The 17,029-nt window shown below is 71.1% G+C and carries 17 protein-coding genes; 10 read left to right on the top strand and 7 right to left on the bottom strand.

The genetic code is table 11. The features are described 5' to 3' along the window. Positions 1 to 21 precede the first annotated feature (21 nt). Positions 22 to 2,061, bottom strand: coding sequence for an NAD-dependent DNA ligase LigA (ligA, locus tag QSK10_RS14630; RefSeq protein WP_285663339.1), 2,040 nt, complete (start codon positions 2,059 to 2,061; stop codon positions 22 to 24). Between the two features lie 153 nt (positions 2,062 to 2,214). Here ligA and QSK10_RS14625 point away from each other — a divergent pair, with 153 nt between their 5' ends. Continuing rightward, positions 2,215 to 3,516, top strand: a complete 1,302-nt coding sequence (locus QSK10_RS14625) for a tetratricopeptide repeat protein (protein ID WP_285663338.1) — start codon at positions 2,215 to 2,217, stop codon at positions 3,514 to 3,516. Here the strand turns inward: QSK10_RS14625 and QSK10_RS14620 are convergent. After that, positions 3,503 to 3,811: a hypothetical protein gene (locus tag QSK10_RS14620; RefSeq protein WP_285663337.1), complete on the bottom strand. Its 309-nt coding sequence runs from the start codon at positions 3,809 to 3,811 to the stop codon at positions 3,503 to 3,505. The genes QSK10_RS14625 and QSK10_RS14620 overlap by 14 nt on opposite strands. 29 nt (positions 3,812 to 3,840) lie before the next feature. On the opposite strand from QSK10_RS14620, the gene QSK10_RS14615 reads away from it, so the two are divergent. Then, the gene (locus tag QSK10_RS14615) at positions 3,841 to 7,059 is read left to right on the top strand and encodes a protein kinase domain-containing protein (protein ID WP_285663336.1); all 3,219 of its coding nucleotides are present in this window, start codon (positions 3,841 to 3,843) and stop codon (positions 7,057 to 7,059) included. On the opposite strand, the gene QSK10_RS14610 is transcribed toward QSK10_RS14615, so the two are convergent. Then, complete coding sequence (locus tag QSK10_RS14610; RefSeq protein ID WP_285663335.1) at positions 7,060 to 7,863, bottom strand: FHA domain-containing protein; 804 nt, start codon at positions 7,861 to 7,863, stop codon at positions 7,060 to 7,062. It lies immediately after the preceding gene. Between the two features lie 154 nt (positions 7,864 to 8,017). Here QSK10_RS14610 and QSK10_RS14605 point away from each other — a divergent pair, with 154 nt between their 5' ends. Continuing rightward, a complete protein-coding gene (locus tag QSK10_RS14605; RefSeq protein WP_285663332.1) occupies positions 8,018 to 10,267 on the top strand; it encodes an AAA family ATPase in 2,250 nt (749 codons plus the stop codon). 12 nt (positions 10,268 to 10,279) lie between these two features. Then, positions 10,280 to 11,647: a protein kinase domain-containing protein gene (locus QSK10_RS14600; protein WP_285663331.1), complete on the top strand. Its 1,368-nt coding sequence runs from the start codon at positions 10,280 to 10,282 to the stop codon at positions 11,645 to 11,647. Positions 11,648 to 11,694: 47 nt separating this feature from the next. Here QSK10_RS14600 and QSK10_RS14595 read toward each other — a convergent pair whose 3' ends face one another. After that, positions 11,695 to 11,868, bottom strand: a complete 174-nt coding sequence (locus tag QSK10_RS14595; RefSeq protein ID WP_285663330.1) for a DUF397 domain-containing protein — start codon at positions 11,866 to 11,868, stop codon at positions 11,695 to 11,697. Positions 11,869 to 11,871: 3 nt separating this feature from the next. Then, positions 11,872 to 12,672 (bottom strand): helix-turn-helix domain-containing protein, encoded by an 801-nt coding sequence (locus QSK10_RS14590; RefSeq protein ID WP_285663329.1) that lies wholly within the window; start codon positions 12,670 to 12,672, stop codon positions 11,872 to 11,874. Between the two features lie 280 nt (positions 12,673 to 12,952). Between QSK10_RS14590 and QSK10_RS14585 the strand changes: the two genes are divergently transcribed. From QSK10_RS14585 to QSK10_RS14575, 3 genes are all read left to right on the top strand, one after another. Continuing rightward, positions 12,953 to 13,153, top strand: coding sequence for a hypothetical protein (locus tag QSK10_RS14585; protein ID WP_285663328.1), 201 nt, complete (start codon positions 12,953 to 12,955; stop codon positions 13,151 to 13,153). A 151-nt stretch (positions 13,154 to 13,304) separates the two neighbouring features. After that, positions 13,305 to 13,487 carry a hypothetical protein gene (locus QSK10_RS14580; protein WP_285663327.1) on the top strand — a complete coding sequence of 61 codons (183 nt, stop codon included), beginning with the start codon at positions 13,305 to 13,307 and terminating at the stop codon, positions 13,485 to 13,487. After that, the gene (locus QSK10_RS14575; RefSeq protein ID WP_285663325.1) at positions 13,484 to 14,113 is read left to right on the top strand and encodes a hypothetical protein; all 630 of its coding nucleotides are present in this window, start codon (positions 13,484 to 13,486) and stop codon (positions 14,111 to 14,113) included. The genes QSK10_RS14580 and QSK10_RS14575 overlap by 4 nt, the downstream gene beginning before the upstream one ends. 196 nt (positions 14,114 to 14,309) lie before the next feature. Here the strand turns inward: QSK10_RS14575 and QSK10_RS14570 are convergent, their stop codons facing one another. Both QSK10_RS14570 and QSK10_RS14565 read right to left on the bottom strand, forming a co-directional pair. Further along, entirely contained in the window at positions 14,310 to 14,741 is a 432-nt protein-coding gene (locus tag QSK10_RS14570) for a MerR family transcriptional regulator (protein WP_285663324.1), read from the bottom strand. Next, the gene (locus QSK10_RS14565; protein ID WP_285663323.1) at positions 14,738 to 15,088 is read right to left on the bottom strand and encodes a hypothetical protein; all 351 of its coding nucleotides are present in this window, start codon (positions 15,086 to 15,088) and stop codon (positions 14,738 to 14,740) included. Before QSK10_RS14565 ends, QSK10_RS14570 begins: the two co-directional genes overlap by 4 nt. A gap of 147 nt (positions 15,089 to 15,235) precedes the next feature. On the opposite strand from QSK10_RS14565, the gene QSK10_RS14560 reads away from it, so the two are divergent. The 3 genes from QSK10_RS14560 to QSK10_RS14550 are packed head-to-tail and all read left to right on the top strand — an operon-like array spanning position 15,236 to position 16,988. After that, entirely contained in the window at positions 15,236 to 15,793 is a 558-nt protein-coding gene (locus tag QSK10_RS14560; protein ID WP_285663322.1) for a hypothetical protein, read from the top strand. Then, positions 15,790 to 16,116, top strand: a complete 327-nt coding sequence (locus tag QSK10_RS14555; protein WP_285663321.1) for a hypothetical protein — start codon at positions 15,790 to 15,792, stop codon at positions 16,114 to 16,116. Before QSK10_RS14560 ends, QSK10_RS14555 begins: the two co-directional genes overlap by 4 nt. Before the next feature lie 8 nt (positions 16,117 to 16,124). Beyond that, a complete protein-coding gene (locus QSK10_RS14550; RefSeq protein WP_285663320.1) occupies positions 16,125 to 16,988 on the top strand; it encodes a hypothetical protein in 864 nt (287 codons plus the stop codon). The last annotated feature ends 41 nt before the right edge of the window (positions 16,989 to 17,029 follow it).

Genomic DNA, 17,029 nt, shown 5'->3' with positions numbered 1-17,029 from the left:
CGCGGAACCGCACCCTCCCGGCTAGCTCAGGAACTCCGCCACCCGCTCGGCGAACTCGTCCTCGGTCAGCACCGTGACGCCCAGCTCCTGCGCCTTGGGCACCTTCGATCCGGCGTTCTCACCGACCACGAGGATCGTGGTCTTCTTCGACACGCTGCCCGACGATGTCCCGCCGGCGTCTTCGATGAGGGTGCGCATGTCGGTGCGGTTGCGTCCGGCAAGGGGGCCGTTCATGCCGCCGGTGACCACGACGACCTCGCCGTCGAGGGGGCCGCCGCTGGAGTCGGTGACGGGTTCGGTCATGTTCACACCGGCCGCGGTGAGCTTGTCGATGACGGCGCCGACGGCGGCGATATGCTCGGCGATCTTGGGCGCGTTGGCGCCGGGGAGCTTCGGGACGCGGGCGAGCGCGTCGGCGTCGGCGGCGCGGATGGCGTCCATGGTGCCGAAGTAGCGGGCGATCTCGCGGGAGAGGGTGCGGCCGGTGCGGACGATGCCGAGGGCGCAGAAGACCTTGTTCAGCGGCTTGGCCTTGGCGGCCTCGATCTGCGCGAGGAGGGTGTCGGCGCGCTTCTCGCTGCGGGCGGCGATGGTGAGCTGCTCGCGGGTGAGGGTGAACAGGTCGCCGATGTCGGCGACGTCGCCGGCCTCGACGAGGGCCTCCAGGAAGGTCTGGCCGAGGCCGTCGATGTCGAGCTGGTCGCGGCCGACGGCGTAGGAGAGGGCGGCGAGCAGGCCGCAGCCGCCGCTGGCGCCTCCGGCGCATTCCCAGCGTTCGCCGGAGGTGTCGATGGGTCCGCCGCATTTGGGGCACTGGGTGGGCAGTTCGATGGCGATGACGTCGTCGCCGCGCAGGGCCAGGACGGGTGCTTCGATGCGGGGGATGACGTCACCGGCTTTGTAGACGGTGACGGTGTCGTTGATCATCAGGTCGTTCTTGGTGATGAAGGCGGGGTTGTGGAGGGTGGCGTAGGTGACGGTGCTGCCGTCGACCTCGACGGGTTCCAGGACCGCGCGGGGTGCGATGACGCCGGTGCGGCCGACGTTCCATTCCACGGCCAGAAGCTTGGTCTGGCGCTCGACCGGCGGGAGCTTGTAGGCGATGCCCCAGTGGGGGTGGCGGGTGGCCAGTCCGGCGGTCTTCTGCTCGCCGAGGTCGTCGGCTTTGATGACGACGCCGTCGATGCCGAAGGGGAGGGTGCCGCGCAGGGCGGTGATCGCCTCGACGCGGGCCTGGACCTCCTCGATGGTGGCCGATACGGTCAGGCCCGCCTCGGCGATGCCGGCGGTGGTCTGGACGCCGAGTTCGGCGATCTCGGCCATGACGGCCGAGTGGGAGCCGCCGGTCAGGACCGTCTCGCCGTCGAGGGCGACGGCGCCGTAGGCGTAGAAGGTGGTCGGGATCGCATACGTCCGTGACTTCATGCCGCGCAGGGATCCGGCGGTGCCGTTGCGGGGGTTGGAGAAGGCCTTGGACTTGTTGGCCACGCGCAGCTCGTTGGCGGCCTCGAACTGCTCGTGGGTCAGCAGGACCTCGCCGCGGACCTCGACGGTCACCGGCCGCGCGAGTTTCTCCGGCAGGCCGACGATGGTGCCGATGGCGGCCGAGAGGTCCTCCCCCACGCGGCCGTCGCCGCGTCCGACGAGCTGGGCGAGGACGCCGTCGCGGTAGCGGGCGGCGATGGCCATGCCGTCCAGCTTCGGTTCGACGGCGTAGCCGCCGGCGACGGGTGCGTCCAGGCGGCGCTCCAGCGAGGCGCCCCATTTGATGAGCTCTTCGGCGCTGAAGACGTTGTCGAGGGAGAGCATCGGGACGGTGTGCGGCACGTCCCCGACGGGCGCGGCCCCGCCGCCGACCTTCCCGACGGGCGAGTCGGCCCGGACGTGGTCGGCGTGGGTCTTCTCGTAGTCGACGAGCCCGCGCATGAGGGCATCGAATCCGGCGTCATCGAGGGTGCTGTCGCCGTCGCCGTAGTAGGCGGCCGAGGCGGCCAGGGCGGTGTCGACCGCGGCCTCGTAGTCGGCGCGAGACGTCAGGGAGGTGACGGAGGGGATGCTCATAGGAACATGATCCCGCATGGGTACGACAGTCCGGGACGGTGTGAGTGCGCTGCTCGGCCGGGGTTCCACGTGGCGTCGGGGACCGGTCCCGGGCGTGCGGTGCTGAACTAGGGTGAAAGCGCAAAACCGGATATCGCAGTGGAGATGATGCGCGTGGAACCGTTACAGGGCAAGGGCAATGGGCCGGTCCGCCTGGCGGGGACCCCGGCCGAGGAGGTCTTCCGGAACGCGCCGGTCACCGTCGCACAGCTGCACCTGCGGCTGGCGCGAGAGAAGGGTGACGTCGTCGGGGAGGTGAAGGCCCTGGCGTTCCTGTCGCGTTCCCTGCTCAAGATCGGTCAGCCCGGCGAGGCGCTCACCAGCGCGCAGCAGGCGTCCGCGCTGGCTCCCAGGGCCGGGGACCAGGCGGCGCAGGCCGAGGCGCTGAACGCGCTGGGGACGGCGCTGGCCGCGCACCGGCGCGGTGATGAGGCCATCGCGGTGCTCGGGCAGGCCATCGAGCTGTTCCGCCGGGTCGGCGACGGCAAGCAGGAGGCCATGGCGCTCAGTGACCTGTGCGTGCAGCTCCTGGCCGCCAATCGCCACCCGGAGGCGGTGAACGTCGCCCAGGCGGCGATGCCGCTGGTGGAGCACGATCCCGATCAGCGGGCGGTGGCGCTGTTCAATCTGGGCACCGCGCTCTACGGCGGGCGCCGCTACGGCGAGGCGGTCCCGGTGCTGCAGCGGGCCGCGCAGGACTGGCGGGCGCTGCTGGCGGCCCACCCCGATGGCGACCGCGACTTCTTCGTCTCCGGCGAGGCGCGGATGCTGGCCCGGCTGGGTGCGTGCCTGAGCGGGCTCGGGCGTGTCGAGGAGGCCGTCGCCGCGCATCGTCGTGCCGCGTCCCTCTTCGACGAGTGCGGTGTGTACGACGAGAAGGCGCGGTCGATGCTGGAGATCGGTGTGGCGTTGCTGGGCCGCGACGACGTCGACCCCGCGATCGCCGCCCTCCAGGAGGCGAGCGCCGATTACGCCGACCTCGGCGACGCGCGCTCGGAGCTGTACGCGCGGCTCAATCTCGCCAGTGCGCTCTCCCTCGTCAAGCGGCATCAGGAGGCCGTCGACGCCGGTACGCGGGCGCTGGAGCTGGCCCGGTCCACCGATGAACGCTCACTGATGGCGACGGCGCTGTTCGACCTGGCCAAGAGCCAGATGATGGTGCCCGGCCGGATGCCCGACGCGGTGGTGTGCCTGGAGCAGGCGCTGCCGATCTACCAGTCGCTCGGGGACCGGGAGAAGGAGGTTTTCACCATCTATCTGCTCGGTGCGGTGCTGACCGATCTCGATCGCGCCGAGGAGGGTGTGCGCCACTCACAGCGCGCCGCCGAGCTCTTCGCCGCGATGGGCAACGCCGGTGGCGAGGCCGGTGCGCGCCGGAATCTCCAGATCGGTCTCGGGAAGCTCAATCGCCGCTGACGCCATGACGTGCGAGGAAGCGCTTTTCGAAGTCGGCGGTGTAGACCGTCGGGGCGACGGCGGAGGTGGCGTGCTCCAGTTCTCCGTCGTCGCCGACGTAGAAGATCGCCCGGTCGACGGCGAGCTCGCCGGGCCGCGTGGGCACGTACACCATCCAGCCGACGCTGAAGCGGTCGGCGCGCAGGCGCGAGAGCGGGTACCCGGTGGTGTCGTAGCCCTGGCGCATGATGTGGCGGCGGACCATGGTGATCGCCTCCTGCTCGGGCATGCGGGCGAGGCCCTGGGGGTCGTTCATCGTGGTGTCCTTCGCGGTGGGGTGGTCGCGTGAGCGCCAACAGTCTCGGCGACCGCTTCGGGGACCGGTCCCGGTGGCGCGTCGGGGACGTCCTGGACCGCCGCTATCACGTTACCGGCGTGCTCGGCAGCGGCGGGATGGGCGAGGTGTACCTGGTGCGGCACCTGGACTGGGACGTCGACCTGGCGGTGAAGTCGCCGCACGCCCACCTGTTTCGCGAGGACCTGCACCGTGAGCTGTTCGTCGCCGAGGCCGAGACGTGGGTGTCGCTGGGCCTGCATCCCAATGTGTGCGGCTGCCACTACGTCCAGGTCATCGGCGAGGTGCCCAGGGTCTTCGCCGAGTACGTCCCGGGTGGCTCGCTGCACGAGCTGATCCAGAGTGGACGGTTGTACCGCGGTTCGGGAGACGCCGTCCTGCGGGTCCTGGACCTGGCGATCCAGGCCGCGCGGGGTCTGGCCCACGCCCATCGCCGGGGCGTGGCGCACCTCGATGTCAAGCCGGCCAACATCCTCCTCGACGCCGTGGGCACCGCCAAGATCACCGACTTCGGGCTGGCGCGGGCCGCCCGCAGCGCGAGCGAGGCCACGCAGTTCACCAACGTGGGCATGATGACCCGCGCTTACGCCTCACCGGAGCAGGCGGGCGGGCGTCCCGTGGGCCGCCGCAGCGACGTCTACAGCTTCGCGGTGACCGTCCTGGAGATGCTGCTGCGGGAGCGGACCTGGATGCTCGGCGAGATCGCCGCCGAGGTCCTGGACGAGGAGCGCGGGCGGATGCCGGACGCGGTGGCCGAGGTGCTCCGGCGCTGCCTGGCCCACGATCCGGCGGCCCGGCCGTCCATGGACGTGGTGGCCGCAGACCTGGCCACCGTCTACACCGGACTCGCCGGTGTCCCCTATCCGCGCACCGAACCGGTCCCGGCGAGCCTGCTCGCCGACGAGCTCAATAACCGCGGGCTGTCGCTGCTCGACCTGGGCCGCCACGTCGAGGCCGACGAGGCGTTCACGCGGGCGCTCGACGTCGACCCGCGGCATCTGGAGTCGACGTTCAACCGGAGCCTGCTGCGCTGGCGTCGCGGCGAGCTCACCGATCTGGCCGTGCTGGCCGCGGTCACCGCCGCCTGCCCCGACACCGCCTCCGGTGGCGCGACCCTGGATGAGCTGCTCGCCCGGGTCCATCGCGAGCGCGGCGACACCACACCCACCCGGCTTGAGAAGGCACCGGACACCGGGACGCCGCGCAGCCCGCTCCCGGCGCGGCTCACCGCCGACGGGGCCCGGTTGCTGACCGGTGGCGCCGATGGCGGGATGCGCCTGTGGGACCTGCCCGGGGGCCGCATGCTGGCCCGGCTGACGGCGCCCGGTGCCGCACCCGTCCACAGCCTCGATCTGAGCGCCGACGCGCGTTTCGCGCTCAGCGCGCACGAGGACAACTCTCTCGGCCACTGGGATCTGACCCGGCGCCGCCGCATGCACACCATCGAGGCGCAGGCCGCCGAGCCGCGCCTGACGCCCGACGGCGCGGTCGCGGTCTGGACCCGCCCCGAGGGCACGATTCGCATGTGGGACACCGAGAGCGGGACGCTCACCGATTCGGCCGAGGGCCACGCCGAGGGCGCCGACCGGCTGGAGCCGAGCCCGCTCGGCCGCTCCGCCCTCAGCAGTGGCTGGGAGCGGACGGGGACGGCGGTGCGGCTGTGGGATCTGCGCACCCTCGACTGCCTCGGCGTCTTCGCCGAGCACCGGCTGTCGGTGACCGCGATGGCCTTCGCCCCCGATGGGCGGACGGCGGCGATCGCGCGCACCGACGGGACCGTCGAGCTCTGGGATCCCTGGCGGCGCACGCTGATCCGGGTCCTGCGCGAGGCGGCCCTGCCGCACCTGGCCTTCGATCCCACCGGGGGCCACCTGCTGACCGGGAGCGAGGCCGGGACCGTCCAGCTGTGGCACCTGCACACCGGGCGGCTGCTGCGCACGTTCACCGGCGTCGCCGAGCAGGTGGGCGGCCTGCATGTGAGCGCCGGGGCCCGCGCGGTCTACGCGGTCTCGGCCAGGCACGGCAAGGACGTGGAGGTGCGCGTCCTGGAGCCGGGGCTGGGGTATCGCAGCCGTCCGGTCCTGAGCCGCCCGCGCGGGCACGTCGAGCTGGCCGCGCTCGACGCCCGCACCCGCGACCTGGTCGCCGACGCCCGTGACGCCATGGCCACCGGCGGCCACGGCGAGGCTCTGGCGCTGCTGCGGCGAGCCCGCGCGATCCCCGGCCACAGCCGCGACCCGCTGGTCCTGGACGCCTGGCGCGACCTCGGGCGCCGGATCACGCGCACCGGGCTGCGCGGCGGCTGGCGCGCCCGATCGCTGACCGGGCCGCGATCGGCGGTCTCGGCGCTCGACGTGTCGCCCGACGGGCGGATCGTGGCCGCCGGTGACCACGACGGTGTCGTCCACGTCTGGAATTGTGTTGATGGCAGCCTCGCGCATCGATGGGAGGCCCACGGGCCGCACCTGGTCGCCGCGGTGCGCGTGAGCCCCGACGGCACCAGGGTCCTGACCGCCGCACGCGGCGCGGTGCGCGTGTGGTGCGCTGAGACCGGCGAGTGCCTGCGGGTGCTGCCCGCCTTCGCCCTGCACGATCTCATCCCCCTCGCGGTCACCGCCGACGGCACTCGCGCCCTCGTCGGCGGCGGTGACGGCCGCATCCACATGTGGGACATGGACTCCCCCACCGGCCCCCGCATCCTGGCCGGGCATGACGGCCCGGTCCGGGACCTCACCGTCGGCGCGGCCGGGCGGCTGGCGGTCTCGGCCGGCGCCGACCGGACCGTGCGGGTCTGGGACCTGGGGAGCGGCGAGTGTGTGAGCGTCCTGGAGGGACACCGCGACGAGGTCCACTCGGTCGGCCTGAGCCCCGACGCCCGCAGTGTGCTCAGCTATGCCGGGCGCTTCGGCGACGAGATCCGCGCCTGGGACCTCGCCTCGAACGGCTTCACCGAGTACGCCACGCCACCCAGGCGCACCCTCGGCGTCCGGCTGGTCGACGCGGGCCGATTCGCCCTCTCCGTCGACCGGCTGTCCACACTGTCCATATGGGACACCGCGAGCCGCGCGATCACCGGCACGGTCACCACCGGGCCCTCCACCGCCTTCGCCACCGACGCCGAAGGCGACATCGCCGTCACCGGCGACACCGACGGCACCGTCCGCATCTGGCACCTCGACTGGGAACTGGGCGATCTGCGGCCCGGGTGATCAGAGCTCGCCGTCACCGCCGTCCAGGACGTGCAGATCCGCAGGCGTGAGCGTGGCGGCCCGCAGCAGCGCCTGGATCAGGTTGTGGTTGAGGGTATTGCCCACCGGCTCCCCCACCCCGTCCTCACGCAGAATGCCCGGGACCGGGTGGGCGCCCTGCGCCAGCCGCTCCCGGACCGTCGCGACCCGATGCGCCACACCACTCGCCGTCCACGACCGCTCCGGAAACGCCCGGCACAGGTCGTCGGCCACCTGATTCCACGACACCGGCTGCGGATAGCGCTCCCCGCGCAGATACCGCTGGGCCAGCGCCGTCAGCACCAGACGCTCCACCGGATTGAGGTCATAGACCTCCGGGGCCTTCGTCTGCGAATGCACGCCGACGGCCGCACCCGAGGCGCCCACACCGACGACGTAGAGCTCGATCAGGTGCGACTTGTTCCGCGAGGAGCCCAGGAACACCGGCGTGTAACCCGGGTCCAGCGGAATCGAGTAGCCCGAGAGCAGCATCGCCTCGCCGGGCAGCTGGATGGGCAGCCGGCCGTCATTGCGCAGCCACCACTCGTGGCCGCCGCAGATGAGCTTGCCGTGCTGGCGGCTGATGTAGGGATCGTTCACGCCCACCGGGACGTGCACGTCCTCGCGCTCGCGTCCGAAGTGGATGGTGAACCTGCGCGGCGGCGAGGTGAATCCCCCACCGGCGGCCAGCGCGAAGATCGTGCCCGGCGGGGCGGGCGGCACCTCATCGGCCAGGCTCCGCATCGTCGACGGCAGGAACCCTTGCCGATAGTCCTCAATCGACATCCGGCGTTCCCTTCCTCGGCCTCGGTTCCCGCCACGCTACGCGGCAGGTGCCGGGACCCGTCCCGGCCGCGTCGTGGTCTCGTGGCGCCACACTGACGACGGGAAGGTCCACATGCCGATCACCGATCACACCTGCGCTCGGGTGGGATGAGTCGTGGCCCGTTTCGCCGACAGCGTCGAGCTGGTCCTGGGCATCGCCCGGCTGGAGGCCCTGGCCGGGCGGACCGGTGAGATCGGGACCGGTCACCTGCTGCTGGGCGTGAGCAAGCTGTGCCGGCCGGACCTCGACGAGCGGCTCCACCAGGTCCTGGAACCCGGAGCGCGCGAGACCGTGAGCGCCGATGCGGCCGCGATCAGGCGGCTCTTCGCCCGCGCCGGAGTCGACCCGGTCGCCTTCCGCCGCAGCCTGCGCGGCGTCCTGACCGGCGACGGCCCGGTGGGCGACGGGCCACCGCACCGAGGCCACGCGGCACGAGAGGCGTTGGCTCGGGCCGCCGCCGTGGCGTCCGGCGAGCCCGTCGGGCCCGGCGACCTGCTGCGGGCGATCCTGGAGTCCCTCACCCCTGAGTGCCGGGCGGTCTTCGCCGACATGGGCGTGCACGACCCGCTCGGCGCGTTCTTCCCCGCCGAGCCGAAGATCGGGCTGGACCAGTGCCTGCGCTACGGCCGCGACCTGACCGCCCTGGCCGAGGCGGGACGCCTGCCCGCGCTCATCGGACGAGCCGAGGAACTGCGCCACCTGGCCCGCACACTGGTCAAGCAGCGCAAGGCCAACGCCGTCCTGGTCGGTCACGCCGGGGTCGGCAAGACCTGCATCGTGGAGGGGCTCGCCGCGCTGCTGGCCACACCGGAGGCGCCCGCGGCCCTGGCCGGAACCCGCGTCATCGAGCTGTCGATGACCGCGCTGCTGGCCGGAACCAAGTACCGCGGCGAGTTCGAGGAACGCGTCAACGCCGTCCTGGCCGAAGCGCGCGCCCATCCCGAGCTGGTGGTGTTCATCGACGAGCTGCACACCGTGCTCGGCGCCACCGCCGACATCCTCAAACCCGCCCTGGCCCGCGGCGAACTGCGCTGCATCGGAGCGACGACACCGGGCGAGTACCGCCGCCACATCGAGGAGGATCCGGCGCTGCGACGCCGCTTCGAGGCGATCTGGATCGAGGAATCGAGCCCGGCCGAGACGGTGACGATCCTGCGGAGACTGTGCCCGGAATTCGAGGCGCACCACGGGGTGCGGATCGGGGCGGACGTGCCGGAGGTCGCCGTCGACCTCGCCGTTCGGTACCTGCCCGACCTGCTGCTGCCCGACAAGGCCATCGACCTGCTCGACCAGGCCTGCGCCGCCGCCCGCGTCCCGGCACTCGACCCGGACCCGGCCGCGAGCGTCCACATCGGATGCGACGAGCTCGCCGCCGCGGTGGCCCGCCGCGTCCGGCTGCCCATCGAGCGCGTCCAGTCCGGCCACGCGGGGCCGCTGCTGGACCTGGCGTCCGGCCTGCGCCGCCGCGTCTTCGGCCAGGACCACGCCATCACCGCGGTCACCGACAAGCTCCATGCTGCGGCTGCGGGCCTGGGCCACCCGAGCCGGCCGCTCGGCGCGTTCCTGCTCGCCGGGCCGCCCGGGACGGGAAAGACCGAGCTCGCCAAGGCCCTCGCCGAGTGCCTCTTCGGCGACGAGCGGCGGCTCATCCGCATCGACATGTCCGAGTACCAGGAACGCCACTCGGTGTCCCGGCTGCTCGGCGCGCCACCCGGATACCTCGGGCACGACCGCGAAGGCCAGCTCAGCGGCCCCCTGCGCGACCACCCGCACAGCGTCGTCCTCTTCGACGAGATCGAGAAGGCCCACCCGGAGGTCCTCGACCTGTTCATGCAGATCCTCGACGAGGGACGGCTGACCGACGCCCGCGGGCACCGCGTCCCCTTCACCGGCGCCATCGTCGTCCTCACCTCCAACCTCGGCTCGCAGACCGCCGGAAAGGCACCGCTCGGCTTCACCACCGCGACCGAGGCGTCCGGGGCGTCACCGGTCCTGGCCGCGCTCCGCGAACACCTGCGGCCGGAACTATTGAGCCGCATCGGATCGCCCGTCGTCTTCTCACCTCTGACCGGTGGTGCGCGCCGCCGGGTGCTCGGCAAGCTCATCGACGAGCTCCGCGAGCGCCTCGCCGACCGGCGGATCACCCTCACCGTCACCGATGACGCCCGCGAGCTGCTGCTCCGCCACGGCGAGGCCACCCCACCCGACGCCCGCGCGCTGGAACGCGCCGTCGACCGGCTCCTCGTCGCGCCACTGAGCCGCGCGCTGCTCACCGGCCGCTTCCCCGACGGCACGCCGATACTGGTCGAGACGTCCGGGGCCACACTGGCCTTGCGCGTCTGCGAGAGTCCCGGCGACGGATAGGACACCGACCCGATGGCCGCCAAGGCAACCGTCACGCTCACCCTCCTCAAAGGACACGGCGTGGGCTCGGTACGCACCTTCGACGAGCGGACCACCTGCGTCCTGGGCCGCTCCAGCGACTGCGACCCCCGCCTGCCCGACGACGACGCCCACCGCACGGTCTCCCGCCACCACTGCCTCATCGACATCAACCCGCCCGAGGCGCGCATCCGCGACTTCGGCAGCCTCAACGGCACCTACGTCAACGGCGTCAAAGTCGGCCAGCGCCAGGCCCACCAGACCCCGCAGGAGGCGGCGGCCCTGTCCTATCCCGAGCACGACCTGTCCGACGGCGACGAGATCCGCGTCGGCGACACCGTCTTCCGCGTCGGCGTCCACGTCCCGCACCCTTTGGGGACCCTGTCGCTGTCGCGATGCGTCCGATGCGACCGCGAGGTCGGCAGCCGACTCGGCGCCGAACCCGCCGACTACATCTGCGCCGCCTGCCAGGACGAGCCGGCCGCCGTCCTCGGCCTCATGCTCGACCTCGCCCAATCCGGACGGCACGACCTGGCACCCATCGCCGGATACACGATGCTGCGCGAACTCGGCCGCGGCGGCATGGGCGCGGTGTATCTGGCCCGCCATGAGGAGAGCGGTCGCGAGGTCGCGCTGAAGCTGATGCTGCCCCGGGTCGCCGCCAGCCGGGAGGCCCGCGCCCGCTTCCTGCGCGAGGCCGAGCTCACCCGCACTCTGCGGCACCCCAACATCGTCGCCCTCCACGAGACCGGAACGGCCGAGGGCGCGTTCTTCTTCACCTCCGAGTACTGCCCCGGCGGCAGCCTCGACCGGCTGCTGGACCGCGCGGGCGGCAGGCTTCCGGTCGATGAGGCCGTCCGTCTGGCCCGCCAGGCCCTCGACGGGCTGGCCCACGCCCACGAGCGCGGCATCGTCCACCGCGATCTGAGCCCCCACAACATCCTGCTCGACCACGCGTCGGACGGAACGACGGTCGCCAAGATCGCCGACTTCGGGCTCGCCAAGGCCTTCGACCAAGCCGGGCTCAGTGGGCTGACCCGGACGGGCACGGCGGCCGGAAAGCCCTGGTACATGCCGCGCCAGCAGGTCCTGAACTTCCGCAACGCCTCACCGGCGGTGGACGTGTGGGCTCTGGCCGCCTGTCTCTACCAGGCGATTTCGGGTGCGCTGCCGCGCGATTTCGCCCGTGGCAGGGATCCTTGGCAGACGGTTCTGCAGTCCAAGCCGGTGCCGATCCGGGATCGTGAGCCGAGCGTGCCGCCCGCGCTGGCCGAGGTCATCGACGAGGCACTGCGGGAGCACTCGGGCAACGTGTACGGAGATGCCGCCGCGATGGGGCGGGCCTTGGCGGCGGTGAGCTAGCGGACGCAGAAACCCCCGGCCGTGACACTGGCCGGGGGCGGGGTGCTCTAGTGCTTGGCGATGGCTAGGAAGCCCTGCCAGTCAGCCTTGCTGACGGTCAGGATCGGGCTCTCGCTCAGCTTCGAGTCGCGGAGCTGGAACCGTCCCTCGTCCGTCCGTGCCTCGACGCACTGGCCCTGGTTGGCGCTGCGAGTGCTCTTCTTCCACGGGGACGTGCCCACCTTCTACCACTCCTCTATCGGTCTCGCCTCTTCGAAAGACGACCGGAACACCCGATCATAGGCTTCGATCGTCGCAGGTTTCACGTCGTATCGACTGCCCTCCAGGCCCTCGGTGTAGACGCAGTCCGGGTCTTCGGGGTCAGCGAACCGAAGGATGGTGAAGGGTCCCCGCAGGGACGGATACGGTCCCTGGTCGTGCGGCAGCACCCGGATGGCGAACGTGGGATGTGCCGCCAGCTCCTTCAGCCGGTCGCGCTGCCCCTGGTCGCAGGCACCCATGAGCGCGGCCTCTCCCATGAGGAGCTTGAACTCCGGTCGCGGGTCGCGGCCGAGGAAGACGTCTTGTCGCTTCATCCTGACGGCGAGCGAGCGGAGGATGACCTCCTCTCCCAGCGAGGGGTCGCGCTCGTGGGCGGCGCGGGCGTACTGCTCGGTTTGAGCCAGCCCTGTGATCAGGTTCGGTTCGTAGATGTGCAGGGAGGAGGCGTACGCCTCCATGTCGATCAGGCCGTGAAAATCACGGATCACCGCGCCGACGAAGTCCTCGCCCCAGGACCTGTCCGCGTTCTTGTACTTCTCGACCATGATCGCGGTCAGCTCAGGCGGTGCCCCGTACAGCTCACACAGCTCTCGAATGGCCGGATAGGTGAGCGACACCCGTGTCCCGGCTTCGAGCCGTTCGAGGGTCTTCGTCGAGCCGAGGATCTTGGTCGCCACGACCTTCCGCAGGCTCATTCCGGCCTGCTGTCTGAGTGAGAAGAGCCTGCGTCCCACCTGGCGCAGAGTCAGGTTCGGTTCGGTCATCCGTCCACTGTGCCCGTGTCACTGCGACACGTCAAACTGACACACGCCGTAATGGTGTGGCGAATCTTGTCTTGCCGCACTACGCCTCGTAGCGTCCGATGTGTACCGGCGCTCCTGGTGGGAGCAGCGGGGGTAGCAGACCGTAGCTAGTGACACCCCCTGCTGTGAGGCACCCGAGGGTGGGGCTCGGGCCGGTGCACAGGGATCTCGGCCCTCGCTGGATGCCACCGCGTTTCAGCCTGGCGGGGGTCGAGCCCTCCAATCGGAATTGGTGGGGAACATGCGCACGGGACTCCTTCTCCGAGCCGCCTTCGTCGGCACCCTCCTTGGCGGCCTCGTCTTCACTGGCTGGATCTACGCCGGGGACGGCCATGGCGTCCTGTGGCTCGGCTGCGGCGCGCTGCTGTCGGCGACGGCCGCCGCCCTGGCCGGCGGCATCGTGCTCGTGTTCCACACCCCCAGCGACAGGAGCGAGCCGTGACGAGTGGCGGGCCATCGACGCACTACGAGATCTCCCGGGCACTGCTGGCACACCGCCCACAACCATCGGGCGAAAAATGCAAGACCTGCGCCAAGACCTGGCCGTGCCAGGACTACCTGTACAGCGACGCCGCACTGAGGCGGCTGGGCCAATGACATCGGTCCACACCCGGGAGCGGACGCCCTACGACGGCATCCACGCCCCCGACGGCCACACGCACGAATGCTGCGTCGCCTGCACCATCAAGAACTCCACGAACCGCTCCAACAACACCGTCTTGTGGCCCTGCCCGGAAGTGAAGGCACTGCGCCGGAAAGCGGGGCTGCGAGAGTGAACGAGCATGTCGACATCAACACGCCCGGCGCGATCGGCTGCTGGCTGATCTGCGAGCGCGTCAAGGACGGACCGCCGAAGGCGGTCGGGCACCGGGGCGACACCACCGGATACGGGGACTGGTGCGTCTCGTGGACCTACACCGGACTGCGGCCGGACAACCGCGCCGAAGCCGAGACGATGGTGCGTGAGCTGGGCGTGCTCTTGCCGTATCTGGAGCACGTGCTGCGGCCGATGGCGCTGACCCTCACCGTGGAGCGCCTGTTCCCCCACATTGACCTGCGGCATCGCGAACTCATGCACCTGGAGGAGCGGCCGAGCATCGGACGCACGCTCACCTCCTTCCTCGTCGCCGAGGATCCCGGCGAGAACGAGAGGCTGCTCCGGCAGTTCACGCGCGCCGAGGACGTGCAGCGCTTCCTGCTCGACCTTGAGGACCGCGGCATCGTCCCGCCTCTGTCGAAGGGCTTGCAGTGGACGGTTGGGCCGCGCCGGGAGCAGGGCGCCGACTTCGACTGGCTGGTGTGGGTTCCCGACCGGGTGGTCCCTCCGAATCCGCTGGAGGTGAAGTCCGATGCCGAGAAGCGCGGTGGAGGCCATTGGCCGGGTCGAAGCCGCCTGCACTAGCGATGCGCTGCGCGACGGTGAGGTGTGGCTCCAGGCCGCGCTCGCACAGTCCCGGCCCGGCCCGGCCACTCTCCGGACCATCCCCGAGCGCGTCACGGATGGTCCGCCGCCGCGGGGATTGGCGTCCCGGCGGCACCCCTGCCGGGGTCCGGTGAGAGGCCCCGGCAGGGCCAACGCTTCGCAGTGACGGCGTCGCTCATGTGGGGTCTTCGGAGTGGGTGAGGCCGGTGAAAGGGATGGGGCAGCGGGGATCGGCCGCACATGCCGCCAGGTCCTCGCACCCGGAGGCGATGGCGGTGCGCAAGGTGGCGGCGATGGTCTCCAGGTCGCTGATGCGGCTCTCGACCTCGGCGAGCTTGAGTTCGGCGCGGGCCTTGAGGCCCGGCGCGTGCGCGTGGCGTCTGCGCCCGAGGTCCAGCAGGTCGGCGACCTCGTCGAGGGTGAATCCCAAGCCTTGCGCGGTCTTGATGATCCGCAGTGTGGCCACGGTGCCAGGTGGGTAGAGGCGGTGCCCGCCGAGGCTGCGGCCGGGTTCTTCGAGCAGCCCGCGGCGTTCGTAGTAGCGCAGGGTCTGCGGGTTCACCCCCGCCGCCTCGGCGACCTCCCCGCTGCGCAGGCCCTCGCTCACGCCGATGCCTTGACGGCTTCAGCCCGCCGCACCAACGCGGCCAGGACGCTCGCGTGCGCGGCTGGGACCTCGATCCCGAGCTCGGCGCCGACCTCGGTGGCGGTGGTGGTGAAGGCGAAGAACGAACAGCACGACGACTCCCGCTCCGCCAGATCGGCCACCCGCTCGGCGAGTCCGGGGCCGCCGGTCAGGACCAGGCGGGCCCGGGTCGGGGCGTCCAGGGCCGCGGTGGCGAGGTGGGCGGCGAAGAGGGCGTCGAACTCCGCCAGCCGCAACGGCTGCTCGGCGGTGGGCAGCGTGCAGGCCCGCGGGACCCAGTCCAGCTCAGGACGGTCATCGATGCTCATGGAAGTGACGGTAACCCCGTACCCGGGTACAGGATGCAACGTCGATCCGATGCCGGATTTACGGCCGCACCGTAACTTTCGCCCCCACCGCTTCCGTACTACTCCCCATAGGCGCGCTCCGGCGCCGCGATCGAGGAAGGGGAACGCGTGACGGCATCGACCACGGTGGACGATCCTTTGCTGTCCTATGAGGAGTTCATGGAGAAGTTGCGCCGCCTGACCATCACGGCCAAGTCGCCCGACCACTCGGTGACGGTGAACTACGGGTACACCGGAACGCGGGTCGAGCTGGGTTCGCGGGGGACCCAAGGGCACACCGAGGAGTCGCTGGCCGGGCAGATCAGCGCGGCCTTGGAGGCCAGCCAGCACGGCTACCAGCGGGCCATCGCGCTGCTGATCGAGCAGGCCCGGGGTGCGAAGGCGCCGGACGAGGAGCCCGAGGCCGGCTCGGTCGGCTCGCGGTACCGGACGTCGGTCGGCGAGATCACCGTCGAGACGGTCTCCCCGCGTGGCCTGGTGAAGGTCGGGCGGCGGGGTGCCACCGCCATCAAGCTGATCATCCGCCCGCGCACGCTGGCGCTGGGGACGGTGTCCGACGAGGAGCTGATGGACGAGGTGAACGCCGCGGTGCGCGGCGGGGAGCAGGAGTACTCGCGCAAGTTCGAGAGCGCGATGGTGAACTCACTGGGAGACGAGGTCCGATGAGCGGAGAACTGGTCGCGCCGACCGAACAGCTGCGAGAAGTCGGTTACCGCCTGCTGCCGGAGGCCGCCGGTGAGGCGGCGAAACTCACCGGCTTCTTCGCGGGCGCGCCCGCGAACGGGCCGGCGAAGGTGGCCGCCGAGCTGGCCGACTTCGCCTACCGGGTCTACGCGGAGAGCGCCGACCGCATCGGCGACGCCGCCATCGCCGTCTGCAAGATCGCCAATGGCTACCAGCTCACCGACGAGTTGAACGCCGGCCAGATGCCGAAGCTTCCGGACGTGGCCTCGCAGCCGACGCCGAACCCCCGCGCGGATCGGACCTGAGGGCGGACATGCACACCTACTCCGATGTCACAGCGGAGATCGGCAAGACCAAGACCGCACTGTACAAGTGCTGGCTGGAGCTGACCAGCACCATCAACGGTCAGCAGAACGCGGCGCCGTCCTGGATGATCGGGCACTTCATCGAGACCGAGTACAACAAGATCGACCTGGCCTTCGGGTGGGTCTTCGAAGTGCCCGAACCGGGCTTCTTCACCGACATGCACAACCGGGCGCATCAGGCCGTCAACTTCGTCCAGAGATCCACCTACGCCTCGGCGGCCGGGATGATCGGCGACAAGGTCGGTCACTGGAAGGGTGCGGCCGCCGCGAACTTCCACGGCCAGTTCATCAAATCGATGGAGAACTCGGTGGATCGGCAGAAGGCGCTGACGGCGGCGGTGGCCAACGCCTACGGCTGCGTCCAGGGCGTCTGCCAGCTGGGCCTGGAATCGGCGATCAACACCGCCAAGGTGGCTCAGCAGGCCTATCAGGCCGCATCGCGCCAGGGCGGCGGGATGAGCTCCGACGGCATCAAGATGTTCTGGAACGTCACCGCCGTCGCCACGGGCATCGCCGCCGCCGCGGTGACCGGAGGCGGGACGCTGGGGATGTGGCTGGAGGGAGCGACGGCCGTCTCGGGCTTCTTCGCCAACCTGGTCGAGGACTCCGCGCCCGAGAAGAAGCTCGCTATCCAAGGGGGAGACCCCATCGCCGTCACCGACAGCTTCGTGACGGCGATGGGGAAGGCCCGCACCAACTACCTGCAAGCCGTGCAGAAGTGGGAGGAGGAGGCGCGGAAGGACATGGCGAAGGCGACCGAGCAGTATCAGGAGCGGCTCCTGCCGCTCCGGCCGACCATCGCCCCGGCCTGACTCCCGTCTGCCGGAACCCCGGCCGGGAGGAGCACGGCTCC

The organism is Actinorhabdospora filicis (assembly GCF_030269765.1).
GTDB lineage: Bacteria > Actinomycetota > Actinomycetes > Mycobacteriales > Micromonosporaceae > Actinorhabdospora > Actinorhabdospora filicis.
Note: the sequence above shows the minus strand (reverse complement) of the source record. Positions and strands in the feature narration are given on the sequence as shown.